This is a genomic window from Mycobacterium sp. Aquia_216 (genome assembly GCF_026723865.1).
GTDB lineage: Bacteria > Actinomycetota > Actinomycetes > Mycobacteriales > Mycobacteriaceae > Mycobacterium.
The window spans coordinates 2864103-2885189 of sequence record NZ_CP113529.1 but is presented as its reverse complement, the minus strand read 5'-3'; the positions used below and the strand labels follow the sequence as shown (position 1 = coordinate 2885189).

Below are 21087 nucleotides of genomic sequence, written 5' to 3'. Positions count from 1 at the left end.
CTGACCCGTGTCGCGCAACTTTTAGGCGCTTCACAGCTTTCGCCCAGGCTCTGGCTCGCTGACCTACGAAAATGCGGCGGTGTGGGGTTTACACGCCCATGTACGTACGCCAAACCGCACGGGCCCGGCGCGGGTCAGTTATCGGCCAAGTTCTCGAGCCGCCCGATGGTGTCGACGAATTCCTCGATCATTTCGAGCACGACCGCACGGGTCGGCCGTACCCGGTCGAGCGAACCGACCACCTGGCCGACGAAATAGGTTGCCAGCTCACGGGCCTTGGCGCCGGGATGAGCGGCGGCCTGGTTGATGCGCACCTGCGGTTCGGTGACCAGAGTGGTCTGCAACGGCATGCCGAGTGGCGCCGGGTTTTCCGGGCGTTCCCATTCGTCGGTCCAGGCGGTCCGCAGCATCCGCGCCGGCTTGCCCGTCATAGACCGCGATCGCACGGTGTCGGAGGAGCTTGCGGCCAGGAACTTGTCCTTGACGACCGGGTCCGTCTCGGCTTCCTCGGTGGTCAGCCAGACCGAGCCACACCACACGCCCTCGGCGCCCAGGGCCAGCGCCGCCGCGATCTGGCGTCCGCGGGCGATCCCGCCCGCCGCCAGTACCGGGACCGGTGCGACCGCGTCGACGACTTCGGGAACCAGGACCATTGTCGCCACCTCACCCGTGTGGCCGCCCGCTTCGGTCCCCTGCGCCACGATCAGGTCGACCCCGGCCGCGGCGTGCCGTCGCGCGTGCTCGGTGGTGCCGGCCAGCGCGGCCACCAGCACGCCGCGTCCGTGTGCGCGTTCGACGAGGTCGGCCGGCGGCGGGCCGAGCGCACTGGCGATCAACCGGATGTCGTGTGCAAAAGTCACTTCCAGTAGCGGCTCATAGCCCTTGGGCGAGACATTGAGACCGCCGCCGGACGGACGCGGCGGTGCGGCCGGCGTCGTTATGCCATAGCGGGCGAGCAAGTCCTCGACGAACGCGCGGTGCTCCTCCGGGAGCAGCTCCCTGACCTGCTTCGCATCGATTCCACCTTGCTCGGCCCCGACGTATTTCGGCGGTAGGAGCAGGTCGACCCCGTACGGTTTGCCCCCGGTCTGTTCCTCGATCCAGGTCAGCTCGTTCTGCAGCCGCTGCGGGCTGTGCGCGACGGCACCGAGGATTCCGAACCCGCCCGCATTGGTGACCGCGGCGACGACGTCGCGGCAGTGGCTGAAGGCGCATATCGGGAACTCCACACCAAGCATCTCGGCGACTCTGGTCCGCATTCCACGACGCTATGAGTTATTGCCTGACATGGCAATCAACTAGTCACCCGTCGCGGGTCCACGCCCGTCGGGCGGCCAACCCGCCACCCCGTCCTCCAGCGGGACATCGAGGCTCTGCAGAATCGAAGCGACCATTCGCCATGCACTGATCGCCGTGACGAGCTCAACGAGAATCGTTTTGTCGCTTTGCAATTCGCGTTCGCACGCCGCCCAGCTCTGGCTACTGACCGCACCGTCGCGCACCACGTCGTCGGTGGCCGCCAGCACCGCGCGCTCGGCGGGCCCGAATCCGTCGTGTTGTTGCCACTCCCGCACACCGAGCAGGTCGTCGGCCGTCACACCTAAACCGGTAGCGACGCGCCAGTGTTGCGTCCATTCGTATTCGCATGCGGTGAGCCAGCCGATCCGCATGATCACCAGTTCACGTAGCCGGGCGTCCAGCGAACCGTGCCACAGCATGGTGGCGAGCAGGTCGTTGACGGCGCGCGCCAGCTGCGGATGGTTCAGCAACACCTGGAAGATGCTGAGCTCGGCCATGTAGTCGGGGACGGCCGCCTCATCGGCGGCGGCCTTGGCCTCGCCGAGCGGCAGTCCGGGCACGCGGGCTGTTGTCATCGTGTGAGCACTCCGGTCTACTGGCGCAACGTCTTCGCGTTCACCGGTAATCGTAGTCAGCACTAAACAGGCTTTTCGTGGCGCAGCGGGCAAATATCGAACCCCCGGCCAGGAGCAGATAGACACGTGTTGAACGACAGACGTCCGCCGATGAACGTTCCGCGAAAAAGCGGCTGTTCACCCCGACGCCCGGCCGCCCTGGCAATTACCGTCTAAAGAAAAGGGCGCAATGAATTGCAAGCCCCCACAGCTGAATTCGGGCCAGGCCGCTGCGACAGGCACTCAGGCGCTGGCGGTCCCCTCACGTCCGCAGATTGGTGTGTAAGCCATGGCGCAACAGCCCTCGGTCACGATCGTCATTCCCGCTTATAACGAAGAACGGTTCATCGGAAAATGCCTGGAATCGTGCATCAACCAAAGCTCGGCGCCGGACGAAATAATCGTCGTCAACAACAAGTCGACTGACGACACCGCATCGATTGTGCGCAGATATCAAGCCGAGACACCGTACCTGGACATTCGGCTACTCGACCAAAGCGCCTACCAAGGCCTCGCGCCCACCCGCGACCTCGGGTTCGAACACGCGCGGTGCGACGTCTTTGGCCGTATCGACGCCGATACGATCATTCCGCCGGACTGGGTGGAGAAGGTTCGCCGCTACTTCCAGGACCCCCAGATCGACGCCGCGAGTGGTCCGATCGCCATTTACGACTTGCCGTTGCGGGGGTTTCTTTTCTGGGTCGATTCCACGCTTCGCTACCACCTGCACAATCACGTCAAAAGCGAACGGTTTCTTCTTGGCTGCAACATGGCAATCCGCGCCACGGCGTGGAAGGGGGTCCGGAATCTGACGCAGCTGGACCCGGAAGTGCGCCTGCACGAAGATATCGACCTCGCGCTGACGCTGTTCAAAAGCAATTTCGAGATTTCCTACGAGCCGACCATGGTCGCCGCCATCTCTGGCCGGAGGGTGGAGTCCTCACCGCGGGATTTCTACCGGTATGCCACGCGTTACATGCGGACGACCCAACTTCACGGCATCAAGAGCCCGACGGCGCACACGACGATTGCCACGTTACTGCTGCTGTATTACCCGTTCCGTACGATGCGGTTCTTCTATGACGCGGACGGGCAGAAATTCACCTTGGCGAGGCTGCGGGACCTCCTACGCAGGTTGGCCGAATCCACCGGAGCTGTCGCCAACTAGCTTATGGCAGTTGGCAATCGGAATATCGACTAGAGCAGTCCCACCAGCTGCAAGTCGGTCACGTATTTGATGATGACCGGCGCGGAGATGTGCGGAATGTCGTTGTCCGGGCCGATTTTCGCTTCCTGCACCGCGGCACGGAAACGATCCGTAGGCGCGAACGACCCGCGGGTCGGCTCCAGGGGCTGTATTTGCTCGGGATTGTGCAACATCAGCTGCAGCATCTGCAGCACCGAGTGCTGGCGCTGGCGATCCGGCAGGGCACGCAGGCCGGCCTCGAACTGCCGCACCCACTCCCCGAAGTCGTCGATACGCTGGATCGGATAGCCGGACTCGATCAGCCAGTCGACGTAGGTGTCGATACCGATGCCGTCGTCGTGCGGGTTCATCACGTGATACGTCTCAAACCCGTCGACCACTTGGGCGCCCAGCGTGGCGATCGCCTCGGCGACGAATTCGACGGGAAGCCCGTCGAAGTGCGCCCGTTGCCGGTTGCCGTTCTCGTCGCGCCGGTAGAACGAGCCGGGCGCGACTCCGGTGGCCACCAGGCTCAGAATCATCCGGGTCACCACATCCGTCACGTTGAACTGACCCGCATAACTGGTGTCGGACAAAATCATGTCGCTGCGGAACACCGAAACCGGAAGCCCGAACAGCTCATTGGCTTCCCGCAACAGCACCTCGCCGGCCCACTTGCTGTTGCCGTAGCCATTGGCGTAGCTACCGTCGAGGACACGAGTGGGGCTAATGACCCGGATGTCGGCGTCCTCGGTGAACAACGACGGCTCGATTTGGCGACCGAGATCCGAGGTCGATACGTACGCGTAGGGCTTGACTCTGGTGGTCAGCGCGAACCGGATCAGTTCGGCCGTACCAACGACGTTGGGTCCGAACAGTTCTCGGTAGGGCAGCACACCGTTGACCACGGCGGCCGAGTCGACGATCAGATCGACGGAGTCGGCCAGCCGTTGCCAGGTCTGCTCGTCGAGACCCAGGTTGGCTTCGCCCTTGTCGCCGGCGACGACCTCGAGATGATCGGCTGCCAACTCGTGGAAATGGTCCACCAGTCGGGGGTCGCCACTGTCGAACGTCTTCTCCAATCGGCGCCACGCCTCCTGATCAGAGCTGGCTCGCACCAGGCAGATCAGCTTGCCGTCGACCCGCTTCAGTTGCTTGAGCCACTCCAGGGCCAGATAGCGCCCCAAGAAGCCGGTCGCCCCGGTCAACAACACCGTGCGCGCCTCGGCACTCGGGCCCGGCAGCGTGGGAGCGGTGTTCAGCGTCGTCTCGTCGATGAACTTGTCCAGCTTGAGGTCGCTGGCCCGGAGCCCTTCGGTGTCGCGGCCGTGCACGGCAACGTAACTCGGTCCGTTGGCATCCGTCTCGTCCAAGTCGTCGTCGCTGTCCAACCGCTGACTCATGGTTCGCACCGAAGGCGCTTCGAACAGCGTGCGCACCGATAGGTTGCCGTCGAACGCCGTGTTGATCGCGGCAACCACGCGCATCGCCGACAGCGAATCGCCGCCCAAGTCGAAGAAGGAGTTCTCGACGCCGACCCGCTCCAAGCCCAGCACCTGGCCGTAGATCCCGGCCACGATCTCCTCGGTGGGTGTCGCCGGCGGCGTATAGCGGACAGCACTCTGGTATTCGGGTGCGGGGAGCGCACGTTTGTCGAGTTTGCCGTTCACGGTCCGCGGCAACGTGTCGAGCACGACCACCGCGGAGGGAACCATGTAGGGCGGCAACCCCTCGGCCAGCGCATTACGCATCTGGCTCGTGTCCACATCCACATCGCCGGTGACGGTCACATAACCCACCAGCCGCTTGTCACCCGGACGATCCTCGCGGGCGACCACGGCCGCGGCCTGCACTCCATCCAGGGCGGCCAACGCCGCCTGAACCTCACCGAGTTCGATGCGGTAGCCGCGGATCTTGACCTGCTCGTCGGCCCGCCCCAGGTATTGCAACTGGCCGTCGGCACCCCAGCGCACCAGGTCACCGGTGCGGTACATCCGCGCGCCGGGCCCACCGAACGGGCACGCCACGAACCGCGACGCGGTCAAGCCGGCGCGGCGCATATAGCCAACCGCCACACCACGGCCGGCGATGTACAACTCGCCGACCACACCCTCGGGCGCCGGCCGCAGCCACTTGTCCAGTACGAACAACGCCGCACCCGGCACCGGCACACCGATCGGCGCGCCCCCGCCAGCCGTCATTGGCGCACTGATCGCGGCATAGATGGTGGCCTCGGTCGGACCGTAGGCGTTGATCATCACCCGTCCGGGCGCCCACTGATCCACCACTTCATTCGGGCAGGCCTCCCCGGCCATCACCAACGTCGTGGACTCCAACCCCTCACCCGGCAACATTGCCAGCGCCGACGGGGTTTGGCCCACCACGGTCACTTTTTCGGTGACCAGCAAGTCGCGCAGTTCGTGAGCGGACGCCGCGGCCGACTCGGGCACCACGACCAGCCGCGAACCGTGCAGCAGGGCGTTGAAGATCTCCCACACCGAGACGTCGAAGCTATAGGAGTGCCATTGCGACCACACCTTCCCCGGCCCGGTGGGGGCGCCAGGGTCCGGCGACTCGAGTAGCGACGTCGCGTTGTGGTGAGTGATCGCCACACCCTTGGGCATCCCAGTCGTACCCGAGGTGTAGATCAGGTACGCCAGATCCTCCGGAGTCGCCACCGGGAAAGTGATGTCCGAAGGGGCGCTGAGCTCGGGGTCGTCGACGTCGATGACCGCAAGATCGGCCCCGTCGAACCGCGACCGCATGATCGCGTTGGTGACCGCGGCGACCGGTGTGGCGTCACCGAGCATGAACTCCAGCCGTGCGTCGGGCATCGCCGGGTCGATCGGCAGATATGCCGCGCCGGACTTGAGTACCGCCAACATCGCCACGATCGCCTCGGCCGACCGCGAAAACAGTAGTGCCACACACTCACCCGGACGCGCCCCGTGGCTGACCAACACCCGGGCCAACCGCTCGGCCGCCTCATCGAGTTCGCGGTAGGTCCACGACCGCTCGCCGTCGACCAGCGCCACGCCGTCCGGGGTGCGCGCCACCTGCGCGGCAAACATCTGCGGGATCGTCGTGCCCACCGCCGGCTGGGTCAGCACGGCACGGTTGCCCCACTCGTCCAGGCGGGCATGCTCACCGGCATCCAGCACGTCCATCGACGACAACCGCTGGGTGGGGTCGGCGGTCATGGCCACCAGCACCCGCTTGAATCGCTCCACCAGCGTTTCGATGCTGGCTGGGTCGAACACGTCGGTGTCGTACTCGACGCGGATGCCCAATTCGTGGCCCGGCAAGGCCATCACGGACAGCGGGTAGTGGTTGTATTCGCGGTTGGTGACGTCGGTGATGGCCAGCTCGTGGACGCCCACCGGCACGTTCGTGTCGATCGGGTAGTTCTCGTAGAGGAAGAGAGTGTCGAACAACTGGTCGTGGCCGGTGGCGCGGTGAATGTCGGACAGGCCCAGGTGCTCGTGCTCGAGCCTGTTGTTGTGCGCGGTCTGTAGCTGGTCGAGTAGGTCGGCGATGGTGGTGGTCACGGTGGTGTTCGCCCGCACCGCAACGGTGTTAATCAACAGGCCCACAATCGATTCCGAGCCCAACACTTCGGGTGGCCGTCCCGAGACCGCGGTGCCGAATGCGACGTCGCGTTGCCCGGTCAGCCACATCAGGAGCTGCGCCCACCCGGCCTGCAGCACCGTGTTGACGGTGGTGTGGCAGGAGCGGGCCAGCGTGCTCAGCTCCCGGGTGGTCTCGGCGGACACCCGATACGAATCGACGCGTCGCCGCCCGAGCCCCATTCGGGTCGCGGGGCCGACCAGGGTCGGGTTGTCGAAACCTTCGAACATCCGGCGCCAGGCGGCCTGGGCCGCGCCGCGGTCCTGTGCCGCGAGCCAGGTGAGAATGCTGCGATACGACGCGGGGGCGGGCAGGCGCTCCCCGTAGTAGCTGGCGAAGATTTCGCGCAGCAGGATCGGCAGCGACCATCCGTCCATCACGATGTGATGGTTGGTGAGCACGAACCGGTGCTTGTTCTCCGCGATCCGGATCAACGCCGCGCGGAAGGCCGGCCGCCCGAGCAGGTCGCTGACCGCGTCGCGTTCGTCGGCGCAGAGCTGCTCGATCTGCTCGTCGTGGTCTGCTTCGTCGCTGTCGAGCTGGATGTAGCGCCAGGCCATGACGGGCTCGGCGGGAATGACCTGCACCGGCTCGTCGAACTGTGCGCTGAACCGAGCCGCCAGGTTGGGGTGCCGGTTGACCACCGTTTGCACCGCCTCGCGCAGCCGCTGTGGCTCGATGGCACCGGCCACGGTGATGCCCAGCTGCACCGCGTAGACGTCGTCGCCGTTGTCGCCGCCCTGGGCAACACTGGCGTGAAACAGCAGACCCTGCTGCACGGGGGTCAGCGGCAATACGTCGGCGAGATGGTACTGCTGGTCGAGTTGGTCAAGCTGCTTTTGACTCAGCCGTGCGGGCGCGAGGTCGGACGGCGTCAAGCCGCCCCCGCCGTTGCGCACGTGCGCGCAGATGCCCGCCAGCGCCTCGAACCAGAGCCGGCTCAGCCGGCCGATCTGCTCGCCGTCCAGCGCCGAGGGCGCCCACGTCCAGCTGGCGTGTAGGTGCGGGCCCGCCTCGGTGTCCATGGTGCCGGCGTTGAGGTCGACGGTGTGCATGAGTGGCAGCGGCACCGCGGTGGCCGCGCCGGCCAGCGACAAGCCTTCTTCGGAGATCCGCCAGAGATCACCGGAGAGCTCGGCCGCGGTGCCTGCGCCCAGGCGGCCCAGGTAGTTGAACCCGATCGTCGGATCGTTGCCGTGCAGGTCCACCTCGTTGTTGGAGTAGCGCAGCAGGCCGTAGGTCAGCGGATCGGGCAGGCCGCGCAGCTGTTCCTTGGCGTCCTTGATTACCGGCCCGAGCGCGGTGTCACCGGAGACCACTTGCGCCCAGTCCAGACCGCCCAGGGCCAGCGACACTGGGTACTTGGTGGTGAACCACCCGACAGTGCGCGACAAGTCGATGTTGGGAGCCAGTTCTTCGTGGCGTCCGTGCCCCTCGACGCCGATGCCGATCGGCGAGCCGCCGGCCCCCAGGAACTCCGCCCAGGCCAACCCGAACGCGATCAACAGAATGTCTTGCACCCCTGCGTGAAACGCCGCCGGCACCTCACCCAACAGCAGCCGGGTGGTCTCGACGTCGAGCTCGGCAGATAACTGCTCGGCGCTGACGTAGGTGTCCACCTCGGGGCGGACGGCCGGCAAAGCGGCCGGGACGGATGCGACCCGCCGCCATGCCTCGGCGTGCTCCGCCACCTCGGGGCGCTGCGCGTACTCCTCGAGCAGCGACGACCAGCGGGCAAACGACGTGCCGCCCGGGGGCAGCTCCAGCGGCTGTCCGCTGTGATGCTGGGCCCACGCAATGTTCAAGTCTTCCAACAAAATTCGCCACGACACGCCATCGACAGCCAGGTGATGAATGATCAACACCAACTGCGACGTGGAGCCGACCCACAACGCGCTGAGCATCGTCCCGGCGGCCGGGTTCAACCGCGACCGTGCCTCGACAAGCGCGTCATCGGACAATACGTCGACCGACTGCAGCAGACCGGCGGCATCCACGGTCCCGACTTCGGGCACCTGAAGCGACCACTCACCCGCGTCGTCGTCCTCGACGCGCAACCGCAAAGTGGCATGCCGATCCACCAACGATTGCAGCACCGGTGCCACGTCGGCCTCGGTCACGCCGGCCGGTGCCTGCACCACCATCGTTTGGTTGAACTGCTCGACGGGACCCACCACGCCTTGCAGCCAGCGGATGATCGGGGTGGCCACCACTTCCCCGATGCCCTCATCGACGACGCCGTCGGCCCCGTCGGTCATGGTGGCCACGCGGGCCAACCGTGCGACGGTCTGCTCGACGAAAATGTCACGGGGACGGCACAATACGCCGGCGGCCCGCGCTCGGGCCGCCACCTGCATCGACAGGATGCTGTCGCCGCCGAGATCGAAGAAGGAGTCATCCACGCCGACCCGCTCGACGCCCAGCACCTGGGCGTAAATCCCGGCCAAGATCTCCTCGACCGCGTCGGACGGAGCGCGGTATTCGCCGCCGCCGGCGTATTCAGGTGCGGGCAGGGCGCGCTTGTCGAGCTTGCCGTTGACGGTCAGCGGCAGCGTGTCGAGCACGACGACCGCCGACGGGACCATGTAGGCCGGCAACCGCTCGGCCAGCGCGCTGCGCATCTGCGCGGTGTCAACATCTGCGGTGACGGTGACGTAACCGACCAGTCGCTTGTCGCCGGGGCGATCCTCGCGGGCGATCACCGCCGCGGCCTGAACCCCGTCGAGAGCGGCCAAAGCCGCTTGTACCTCGCCCAATTCGATGCGGTAGCCGCGGATCTTGACCTGCTCGTCGGCCCGCCCCAGGTATTGCAACTGGCCGTCGGCACCCCAGCGCACGAGGTCACCGGTGCGATACATCCGCGCCCCGGGCCCACCGAACGGGCACGCGACAAACCGCGACGCGGTCAGCGGAGTCCGGCGCACGTAGCCGCACGCCACCCCACGACCGGCGATGTACAGCTCGCCGGTCACACCCTCGAGGGTGGGCCGCAACCACTTGTCCAAGACGAACAGCGCCGCACCCGGCACCGGTACACCGATCGGCGCCGCCGCCCCCGGCGTCAACGGAGCACTCATCGCCGCATAGATGGTGCCCTCGGTCGGGCCATAGGCGTCGATCAACACCCGCCCCGGCGCCCACCGATCCACCACCTCGGAAGGGAGCGCCTCCCCGGCGACGAACACCACCGTCGACTCCAAGCCCTCTGACGACAACATCGCTGCCGCAGAAGGGGTTTGGCAGAGGACGCTCACCTTTTCGGTGACCAGCAGAGAGTGCAGATCCTCCGGTGAACTGGCCACTGTTTCGGGGACGATCACCAGCCGTCCGCCATGAAGCAGGGCGCCGAAGATCTCCCACACCGAGACGTCGAAGCTGTACGAATGCCATTGGGACCAAACCTGTCCCGGGCCGGGTGGCACGCTCGAGTGCAACTTTTCCAGTAGCGATGTCGCATTCTGGTGGGTGATCGCCACACCCTTGGGCACCCCGGTCGTCCCAGAGGTGTAGATCATGTACGCCAGGTCCTCCGGCGCCGGAGCCGACAATTCGGTGCCGGGGTCGTCGCCCGGGTCGGCGAAGTCGACCACGACCAGATCGGCCCCGTCCAACCGGGAGCGCAGGCTCGCGGTCGTGACCGCCGCGACCGGGGTGGCATCGCCGAGCATGAATTCGACTCGCGCGTCAGGCAATGCGGGGTCGATCGGCAGGTAGGCCGCTCCGGCTTTGAGCACCGCGACCATCGACACGATCGCCTCAGCCGACCGCGAAAACAGCAGCGCCACAGACTCACCCGGGCCCGCGCCATGACCGGTCAGCACCCGCGCCAACCGCTCCGCTGTCTCGTCGAGCTCACGGTAGGTCCACGACCGGTCCCCGCAAACCAGCGCCACGGCATCGGGGGCACTGGCGACCTGCGCGGCGAACAACTCCGGAATCGACGCCCCCGCCACCGGCCGGGTCAACACCGCGCGGTTGCCCCAGTCGTCCAACCGCGCGGTCTCACCCTCGTCCAGGAGGTCAATCGATAAGAGCCGCCGTTTTGGGTCGGCCATTACTCGTCCCCTGCATCGTCGGTCATGGCCACCAGCACCCGCCGCAGCCGCTCGACCAACGTTTCGATGCTGGCCTTGTCGAACACGTCCGTGTCGTACTCGACGCGAAGGCCCAGCTCGTGACCCGGCACGGCTTGCACCGAAAGCGGGTAGTGGTTGTATTCGCGGTTGGTGAACCTGGTGATCGACAGATCCTGAACGCCCGACAACGCCGCGGTGTCGATCGGGTAGTTCTCGTAGACGAACATGGTGTCAAAGAGCTGGTCGTGCCCGGTGATTCGGTGAATTTCGTTCAACCCCAAATACTGGTGTTCGAGCGTGTCGGTGTAAGAGCTTTGCAGTTGGCCGAGCAAGTCCTCGATGGTGGTGGCCGAGTTGATGTTGGCCCGGATCGGCACCGTGTTGATCATCAGCCCCACAATGGATTCCGCGCCGGGCAGGTCCGTCGGCCGTCCCGAAACCGCGGTGCCGAAGGCGACATCCGGTTGACCGGTCATCCGCATCAGCAGCTGCGCCCACGCGGCCTGCAGTACCGTGCTGACGGTGGTCCGGCAGGAACGGGCCAGCTCGCTCAGAGCGAGCGTGGTCTCCGCGGACACCTGGAACTCTTCGACGCCCCGCGCCCCAAGCCCCATCCGCTGCGGCGGACCAACCAGCGTCGGGGTGTCGAAGCCGTCGAACACCTCACGCCACGCCGCCCGGGCCGCACTGCGATCCTGACCGGCCAGCCAGGTGACAAACTTGCGATACGACACGGCTGCAGGCAGCCGGTGTCCGTAGTAGCTGGCGAAAATCTCTTGCAGCAGAAGCGGTTTCGACCAGCCGTCCAGAACGATGTGGTGATTGGTCAGCACGAACCGATACTGATCTTCCGCGGTGCGCAGCAATGCCGCCCGGAAGGCCGGCTTGTCGACGAGATCGCAGACGGCAGCACGCTCGGCAGCGGACACCTGCTCAACCTGCTCGTCGACGTCGCCTTCGTCCAATTCGAGGTACTGCCAAGTCAATTCGGGTTCAGCCGGCAGAATCTGCAGCGGCTCGTCGAAGTCACCGCTGAAGCGTGCCACCAGGTGCGGGTGCCGGGTGACGACGGTGTGCACCGCATCGCGCAGCCGGTCCTGGTCGACGGCACCGGTGATGGTGATGTCCAGCTGCACCGCATACAGGTCGTCGCCGCTGACGCCGAGGTCCTCTGCGGTACTGGCGTGGAAGAACAGGCCCTGCTGAAGCGGGGTGAGCGGCAACACATCAGCGATTTGATCGGTTTGCTGCAGTTCGTCGATTTGCTGCTGGCTGATACGCGCGGGCGCCAGGTCGGACGGCGTCAAGCCTCCGCCACCATCGCGCACGTGCGCGCAGATGCCCGACAGCGCGTCGAACCATAGCTGGCTCAACCGATTGGCCTGGGCCTGATCGAGTGCCGACGACGCCCACGTCCAGTTGGCCTGCAGCTGCGGGCCATCCTCGGTGTCCATCGTGCCGGCGTTGAGTTCGACGGTGTGTGCCAGCGGCATAGCGACGGCTGTTGCTGCCGCCACGGCCGGCAAGTCGTCCTGGGAGACCTGCCACAGGTCACCGGAGAGATCGGTCGCGCCCGCGCCCAGACGGCCCAGGTAGTTGAAGCCGATGGCCGGGTCGGATCCGTCCAGGTCGACGTCGGGGTTCAGGTACCGCAGCAGACCGTAGGTCAGCGGATCGGGCAGGCCGCGCAGCTGTTCCTTCGCGTCCTTGATCACCGGCCCCAGCGCCGAATCACCGGCCACCACCTGCGTCCAGCCGAGCTCACCGACGGCCAGCGCCACCGGGTACTTGGTGGTGAACCACCCCACCGTCCGCGACAAGTCGACATCGGCCGCCAATTCCTCGTGACGGCCATGCCCCTCGACATCGATACCGATCGGCGAGCCTCCGGTCCCCAGGAACTCCGCCCAGGCCAACCCGAACGCGATCAACAGAATGTCTTGCACCCCAGCGTGAAACGCCGCCGGCACCTCACCCAACAGCAGCCGGGTCGTCTCGACGTCCAGCCCGACCGACAGTTGTCCGGCCGTGGCAAATGTGTCCGTCGTCGGCTGCACCGCCGGCAGCGCGGCAGGCACGGCGGCCACCTGCCGCCACGCCTCGGCCTGGGCTACGACCTCTGGCACGCGCGCGTGCGCATCCAGCATCGACGACCACCGGGCGAACGACGTCCCGGGTGCCGGCAACGCCACCTCTTGCCCGCTGTGATGCTGGGCCCAGGCAATGTTCAGGTCTTCCAACAGGATTCGCCACGACACACCATCGACAGCCAGATGGTGAATGATCAACACCAACTGGGACGTGGAGTTGACCCACAGCGCGCTGAGCATCACACCGGCGGCCAGGCTCAACCGCGACCGCGACTCGACGAGCGCGTCATCCGACAACACGTCGACCGACTGCAGCAGCGCAGTGGCATCCACCGCGCCGACCTCGGGCACCCACAACGACCAACCACCGGCGCCGTCGTCGTCGACGCGCAGCCGCAACATGGCGTGCCGATCCACCAAGGCCTGCAGCACGATTGCCGCATCGGCTTCGGTCACCCCGTCGGGAGCCTGCACCACCATCGTCTGGTTGAACTGCTCGACCGGGCCGTCGGTGTCCTGCAGCCAGCGAATGATCGGGGTGGCGACGACCTCGCCCAGACCCTCATCGACCGCACCATCGCCCTCGGCACCCATTCGGGCCACCCGTGCCAGCCGCGCCACGGTCTGCTCAACGAAAATGTCACGCGGACGGCACAATACGCCGGCCGCCCGGGCCCGGGCCACCACCTGCATCGACAAGATGCTGTCGCCGCCCAAGTCAAAGAACGAGTCGTCGACACCGACCCGCTCGACGCCCAGCACCTGGGCGTAGACCCCGGCCAAGATCTCCTCGATCGCATCGGTCGGGGCGCGGTAACTGTCGACGTCGGAGTATTCCGGCGCGGGCAGGGCGCGGGTGTCGAGCTTTCCGTTGACCGTCAACGGCAGCGCGTCCAGCACCACCACCGCGACCGGCACCATGTACGTCGGGAGTCGCTCGGCCAGCTGGCTGCGGATCTCGGTCGGGTCCGCGGTTCCGGTGACGTAGCCGACCAGACGCTTGTCGCCGGGGCGATCCTCGCGAGCGATCACCGCCGCCTGCGATACCCCGTCCACACCGGCCAGCGCCGCCTGGATCTCACCGAGTTCGATGCGGTAGCCGCGGATCTTGACCTGCTTGTCGGCGCGTCCCATGTACCGCAGCTGTCCGTCGGTACCCCAGGACACCAGGTCCCCGGTGCGATACATCCGCGATCCGGGCCCACCGAACGGGCAAGCGACGAACCGGGTCGTCGTCAGGTCCGGGCGGCCGACATATCCGCTCGCGACACCGGCGCCGGCCACATACAACTCACCGACCACGCCGGGCGCGACGGGCCGCAGCCAGCCGTCCAGCACGAAGAAGGCGAGATGAGCCAGCGGCACCCCGATGGGGCTGTTGTTGCTGTCGACGTCGGCGTCGACGATCTCCCGGAACGAGGCGTGCACGGTCGTCTCGGTGATGCCGTACATGTTGATCATGCGTGGCAGTCCCGGGTGGTTGTGCAACCACGGCTGAAGACGTTGCGGCTCAAGCGCTTCGCCGCCGAACACCACGGTCTGAAGCTTCAGCTGTTGTCCCAGCTCGGGCGCCAGCGCGTCGGCGGCTTGCAGCGCGTAGAACGCCGAAGGAGTCTGGCTCAAGACGCTGACTTGTTCGCTGACCAGTAAGGCGTGCAGGTCTTCCGGTGAGCGGACCACGGAGTCGGGCACCACGACCACCCGGCCGCCGTGCAGCAACGCGCCCCAGATCTCCCACACCGAGTAGTCGAAGGCCAGGGAGTGGCACTGCGTCCACACCTGTCCCAGCTCCATCTCAGCGTCGAGGGACTCGAGCAACTGGGTCACGTTTCGATGGGTGACGGCCACGCCCTTGGGCTTACCCGTGGTGCCCGAGGTGTAGATGATGTACGCAACGTGGTCGGCCGCGGGTGTCGGCAATGCGGTGTTGGGGGCAGCGGCGACGGCCGGGTCGTCGATGTCGATGACCTGCAGGTCGACCCCCTCCAGCCGCGGACGCAGGTCCGCGCTGGTGACAGCGGCGATCGGCGCGGAGTCGGACAGCATGAACTCCATCCGCGCCGTTGGATGCGCGGGATCCATCGGCAAGTAAGCCGCCCCGGTCTTCAACACTGCCAGCAGCGACACGATCGCTTCGGCGGATCGGTTGAGCAGCACCGCTACTCGTTCGCCCGGGCCGGCGCCGCGATCGGATAGCAAGTGCGCCAATCGATTTGCGGCCTCGTCGAGCTCGCGGTACGTCCACGACCCCTCGCCGCAGTTGACCGCCACCGCCTCCGGAGCGCGTGCGACCTGTGCGGCGAACAGTTCAGGAATCGACACCGGCGCGCTCGCGGGCTGCGTCAGCACCGCACGGTTGCCCCACTCCTCGAGCCGGGAATGCTCATCGTCGTCAAGCAGATCGATCGCCGACAGCCGTCGCGTGGGATCGGTGGTCATCGTGACCAACACCCGCCGCAACCGCTCGATCAGCGAGTCGACGGTAGCCACGTCGAACACCTGGCTGTCGAATTCGACGCGCAGGCTCAGTTCGTGGCCCGGCGTCACCACCACCGAAAGCGGGTAGTGATTGAATTCGCGACTGCTGAAGTCGGTGATGGCCAACTCGTGGACGCCCAACAGCGCGCCGGTGTCGACCGGGTAGTTCTCGTAGAGGAAAAGAGTGTCGAACAGCTGGTCGTGACCGGTCACCCGGTGGATATCGCGCAGCGCCAGGTGGTCGTACTCGAGGGTGTCGTTGTGGGCGCGTTGCAGCTGGGCCATCAAGTCGGCGATGGTGGTCGTCGCGGTGGCGTGGGCCCGCACCGGAATCGTGTTGATCAACAGTCCCACCAGCGCTTCCGCGCCTACCAACTCGCTGGGCCGGCCGGAGACCGCGGTGCCGAAGGCGACGTCCTGATGGCCGGTCAGCCACATCAGCACCTGCGCCCATGCCGCCTGCAACACATTGCTGACGGTGGTGTGGTTCGAGCGGGCCAGCTCGGTGAGGGCCTGGGTCGTGTCGGCCGGTACCCGGTACGACTCGACCCCGCGCTCCGCCGCCTGGCCGGGCGGACTGACCAGGGTGGGCGTGTCGAAGCCGGCCAGCACTTCGGCCCACGCCGCCTGGGCGGCGTCGCGGTCCTGTTCGCCCAGCCAGGTGACAAAATTGCGATAGGCCGGGGCGGCGGGCAATCGCTGCCCGTAATAGAGCGTGAAGATCTCCTGCAGCAGGATCGGCAGCGACCAGCCATCGATGACGATGTGGTGGATGGTCAGGACAAGCCGATGCCGGTTGTCTGCGGTGCGGATCAAAGCCACCCGGAACGCCGGCTGGTCGGCGATGTCGCAGACGGCGGCGCGTTCGTCGGCGCACAGCCGTTGCACCCGCTCATCGACTTCGGCGTCCCCGCCGGCCATTTCGACGTACTGCCACGCTATGACGGGATCGGCCGGAATGATCTGAATCGGCTCGTCGAACTGCTGGCAGAACCGCGCCGCCAAGTTGGGGTGGCGGTTGACGACCGCCTGCACGGCCTCGCGCAGCCGCTTCTGGTCGAGCGGGCCGGTCACCGTGATGCCCAGTTGCACCGCGTACAAATCGTCGCCCGAGCCCTCCGCGAGCGCGGTGTGGAACAACAGTCCCTGCTGCACGGGGGTCAGCGGGAGCACATCGGCGATCCGGATCTGCCGGGACAGATCGTCGATTTGCTGCTGGCTCAGACGCGCCGGGGCGACGTCGGACGGTGTCAGGCCGCCGCCACCGCGGCGGACATGCGCGCAAATCCCGGCCAGGGCGTCGAACCACAATTGGCTGAGCCGGTTGATCTGGCTGTCGTCGAGCGCTGAAGGTGCCCAGGTCCAGTTGGCGTGCAGGTGCGGACCGGCTTCGCTGTCGACCGTGCCGGCGTTGAGCTCCACGGTGTGTGCCAGCGGCATCGGGATCGCCGCGGCCGCACCGGCCAGGGCGAGGCTTTCCTGGCTGACTCGCCACAGGTCCTCGGAGAGCTCGGCTGCCGAGGCGCCCATGCGGCCCAAGTAGTTGAAACCGATCGCCGGATCGGTTCCGGCCAGGTCCACCTCGGGGTTCAGATACCGCAGCAGGCCGTAGGTCAGTCCGTCGGGCAGGGCGCGCAGCTGCTCCTTGACGTCTTTGATGACCGGGCCGAGTGCCGGGTCACCGGCGGTCACCCGCGCCCAGTCCAGCCCGCCCACGGTCAGCGACACGGGATACTTCGTGGTGAACCACCCGACCGTGCGCGACAGGTCCACGTACGGAGTCAGCTCCTCGTGGCGCCCGTGGCCCTCGACATCGATGCCGAGCGGCGTCCCGGGGGTGCCCAGAAATTCCGCCCAGGCCAACCCGAACGCGATCAACAGAATGTCTTGCACCCCAGCGTGAAACGCGGCCGGGACCTCTCCCAACAGCAGCCGGGTGGTGTCGACATCCAGGTCCACCGACAACCGTCCGGCGCTGGCCTGGGTATCCACCGCCGGCTGGACCGCCGGCAACACGGCCGGGGTGGCCGCCACCCGCCGCCAGGCGTCGGCCTGCTGGACGACGGCCGCGTCGCGAGCATGCTCCTCGAGCAGTGCCGACCACCGGGCGAACGACGTGCCGGGCGCCGGCAACTCCACCTCTTGCCCGCTGTGATGCTGGGCCCAGGCAATGTTCAAGTCTTCCAACAAGATTCGCCACGACACGCCATCGACGGCCAGGTGGTGAATGATCAACGCCAGTTGGGAGGTCGAGGTGACCCACAGCGCGCTGAGCATCGCCCCGGTGGCCGGGTTCAGCCGCGACCGCGCTTCGACGAGCGCCTCGTCGGACAAGACGTCGACCGAGTGCACCAGACCAGCGGCCTCCAGCGACTCGACTTCGGGCACCCACAGCGACCAGCCGCCGGCACCGTCGTCGTCGGCCCGCATCCGCAGGGTGGCATGCCGATCCACCAAGGCCTGCAGCACCACCGCGACGTCGGCTTCCGTCGCCCCGGCGGGAGCCTGCACCACCATCGACTGGTTGAACTGCTCGACCGGACCCTCGATGTCTTGCAGCCAGCGGATGATCGGCGTGGCCACGACCTCCCCAAGGCCCTCGTCGACCGCACCGATCTCACCGGTGGTCACACTGGCGACCTGGGCCAGCCGGGCCACGGACTGCTCGACGAAGATGTCACGGGGACGCAGCAGCACGCCGGCCGCCCGGGCCCGCGCCACCACCTGCATCGACAAGATGCTGTCGCCGCCCAGGTCGAAGAACGAGTCATCGATCCCGACCCGTTCGAGACCCAGGATTTCGGCGTAGATACCGGCCAGGACCTCTTCGACCGCGGTCGTCGGGGCACGGTACGCGCCGCCGACGTTGTGGTATTCGGGTGCCGGCAGGGCGCGGGTGTCCAGCTTGCCGTTGGGGGTCAGGGGCAGTGCCTCCAAGACGACCACCGCGGCCGGCACCATGTACGCGGGCAACCGCTCGGCCAGCGTGGCCCGCGCCGCGGCGGGGTCGACCGCGCCGGTGACATAGCCGACCAGGCGCTTGTCGCCGGGACGGTCCTCGCGGGCGATAACCGCTGCCTGCTTGACATCGTCCAGCGCGGCCAGGGCTGCTTGCACCTCGCCCAGCTCGATGCGATACCCGCGGATCTTGACCTGCTCGTCGGCACGACCCAGGTAGAGCAGTTGTCCATCATCGCCCCACGAGACCAGGTCCCCGGTGCGGTACATCCGCTCCCCCGGCTGCCCGAACGGGCATGCCACAAAGCGCGACGAGGTCAAGCCGGCCCGGCGCACATATCCGCACGCCACACCGGCACCGGCCACGTACAACTCGCCGACGACGCCGGGCGGCACCGGCTTCAGCCACCTGTCCAGCACGAACAACGCGGCGCCCGGGACCGGCGAGCCGATCGGCACCACGCCCGATCCCGCCACCAGCGGGGCACTGATCGCCACACACACCGTGGTCTCGGTGGGGCCGTACCCGTTGACCATCACTCGCCCGGGCGCCCACTGATCCATGACCTCGGCCGGGCAGGCCTCGCCCGCCACCACCAACGCGGCCGTTTCCAAGCCCTCGGGTGAGAGCATCCCGACCGCGGAAGGCGTCTGGGTGAGCACGCTGACGTGTTCGCCGACGAGCAATGCGTGGAAGTCTTCCGGTGAGCGGGTCACCGATTCGGGCACAACCACCAAGCGCCTGCCCCCGAGCAGGGCCGCCCAAATTTCCCACACCGAGAAATCGAAGGCCAGCGAGTGGCACTGCGACCAGACGCCCGTGCGTGGCAGGCCGGCATCGAAGCGCGCGAACAGTTGCGTGACGTTGTGATGAGTGACGGCAACACCTTTGGGTGTGCCGGTGGTGCCGGATGTGTAAATGATATGGGCGATGTTGTCCGGGTCCGGTGTCGGCAGTGCCGTGCTGGGCTGGGCCGCGATGCGGGGATCGGCGACGTCGATGACCACCAGATCCTGTCCGTCCAACCGCGACCGCAGGTCTGCGGTGGTCACCGCGGCCGTCGGCGCGGCGTCGGCAAGCATGAACTCCGTGCGCGCCGCGGGCAGTGCGGGGTCGATCGGCAGGTATGCCGCTCCGGTCTTCAAGACCGCCAGGATCGCGATGATTGCGTCGGCCGAACGGGAAAACTGAAGCGCCACACAGTGGCCCGGGCCAACTCCCTCGTCGACGAGGAGGTGCGCCAATCGGTTGGCGGCCTCATCGAGTTCCCGGTAGGTCGTGGGTCGGCCCTCGAAGGTCACCGCCACTGCCTCGGGGGTCTGCTCCACGTGTTCGGCGAATACCGCCGGAATCGACACCTTCGCGGGTGCGAACTCGGTCAGGACGGCCCGGTTACCGACCTCGTCGAGGCGAGCCGCGTCATCGGCGTCCACGGCCTCGATCGACGACAATGTCGCCGTGGGGTCCTCGACCATCGCCAACAGCACCCGCTGCAAATTCGCCGCCAAGTCGGCGACATCGAAATTCGCAAAGGGCTGCCCGGGACCGGCGGTGCTCAGGAAGAGCTGGTCACCGGCACCGATGAAGAAGAATCCGAAGTGTCCCACCGGGCCGTGGTTTGTATATGTCGCGGTTGCGGGTGCACCCGCGAGGTTCAGAGTCAGGCGGGACGGGATGAAGTTGACGCCCACGCGATTCGCGCCCTGCCGGGCGCCACCCTCACCCTCGAGGGCGTGCACCGGGAAACGCTGATGTTGCAACAGCTCCCGAATTCGCGTGTCGACGTGGGCGACAAAATCGGCGACCGTCGCCTCAGGGGAAGTCGACAACACAAGTGGAACAACTCCGGCGAGCATCGCGGGGAGTGTCTTCGACTCCGGCGTTACCCGGCGACTGACCGGGAAGTCGAGCGTCACCTCGGAAGCATTGCCAGACCAGCCGCGCACCAACAGCGCGCAGGCGGCGGTAATGGCCGAATACCGACGAACCCGCAACTGTTTCGTCAGCTGTTGCATTCGGCTCACCACTGCCGGGTCCAACTGAACCGACGCGGAAGTCAGATACGGGTCACGCTCGACGGTGGCCTGGGGCAACCGATAATTGAATCCGGTGTCGGTGGGCAGGTGCTCCTGCCAATAGGCCCGGTCGTCTCGATAGTCGACGGAGGCCTCGTAGCCTTGCTCGCAGTCGATCAGGTCCTGCAACGAACCGAAGTACGGGTCAGGTACCGGTTGACCGGCGACAAGCGCTGTATAGACGGTGGCGACCCGGCGAGCCACCAGCGCCATGCCCATGCCGTCCACGGCGATGTGGTGGCAGCAAGCGAACAAATAGAATTGTTCGTCTTGTGTTTGAAATAACACAAATGTAAAAAGCGGACCCGAGAATGGCATTGGCGTGCGCTGAATTGACGACGCCGTTTCGCGGGCCGTTCGCACCGGATCGTCGGAGCCCCGGAAATCATAAAAGCCCAGCTCTGTATCCGGATACTCGACAGCCTTTTGGGAAACGTGACCGCCGGCTTCGAAGAACGCGGCCCTGCCCGGCTCGGCCTCCGCAACCACTTGCCGGATTGCCTGCTGCAGCAAATCGCGATCGACGGTGCCTTCGATCGACACCATAAGGCCAAGCTGCCACTCGGTACCCGCGAAACCGGTTTCCTGCGAGAGCCAAATATCGAGCTGCCCCCGTGTCAGCGGATGTGCCCGCTCACCACTTTCCATGTGAGTCCCCCAAAGCTCCACCCGAGTCCCCATAC

5 protein-coding genes are annotated in these 21087 nt (G+C 66.6%); 1 reads left to right on the top strand and 4 read right to left on the bottom strand.

Annotation, left to right across the window (positions count from 1 at the left end; translation table 11 throughout):
- Positions 1-134: 134 nt before the first annotated feature.
- Both OK015_RS13460 and OK015_RS13455 read right to left on the bottom strand, forming a co-directional pair.
- Complete coding sequence (locus OK015_RS13460) at positions 135-1259, bottom strand: NAD(P)H-dependent flavin oxidoreductase (RefSeq protein WP_268132141.1); 1125 nt, start codon at positions 1257-1259, stop codon at positions 135-137.
- Between the two features lie 39 nt (positions 1260-1298).
- Positions 1299-1874, bottom strand: a complete 576-nt coding sequence (locus OK015_RS13455; protein ID WP_268132139.1) for a carboxymuconolactone decarboxylase family protein — start codon at positions 1872-1874, stop codon at positions 1299-1301.
- A gap of 328 nt (positions 1875-2202) precedes the next feature.
- On the opposite strand from OK015_RS13455, the gene OK015_RS13450 reads away from it, so the two are divergent.
- Positions 2203-3081 carry a glycosyltransferase gene (locus OK015_RS13450; protein WP_268132138.1) on the top strand — a complete coding sequence of 293 codons (879 nt, stop codon included), beginning with the start codon at positions 2203-2205 and terminating at the stop codon, positions 3079-3081.
- 29 nt (positions 3082-3110) lie between these two features.
- Here OK015_RS13450 and OK015_RS13445 read toward each other — a convergent pair whose 3' ends face one another.
- Both OK015_RS13445 and OK015_RS13440 read right to left on the bottom strand, forming a co-directional pair.
- Positions 3111-10781: a non-ribosomal peptide synthetase gene (locus tag OK015_RS13445; RefSeq protein ID WP_268132136.1), complete on the bottom strand. Its 7671-nt coding sequence runs from the start codon at positions 10779-10781 to the stop codon at positions 3111-3113.
- Positions 10781-21052 carry a non-ribosomal peptide synthetase gene (locus OK015_RS13440; protein ID WP_268132133.1) on the bottom strand — a complete coding sequence of 3424 codons (10272 nt, stop codon included), beginning with the start codon at positions 21050-21052 and terminating at the stop codon, positions 10781-10783. Before OK015_RS13440 ends, OK015_RS13445 begins: the two co-directional genes overlap by 1 nt.
- Positions 21053-21087 lie beyond the last annotated feature (35 nt).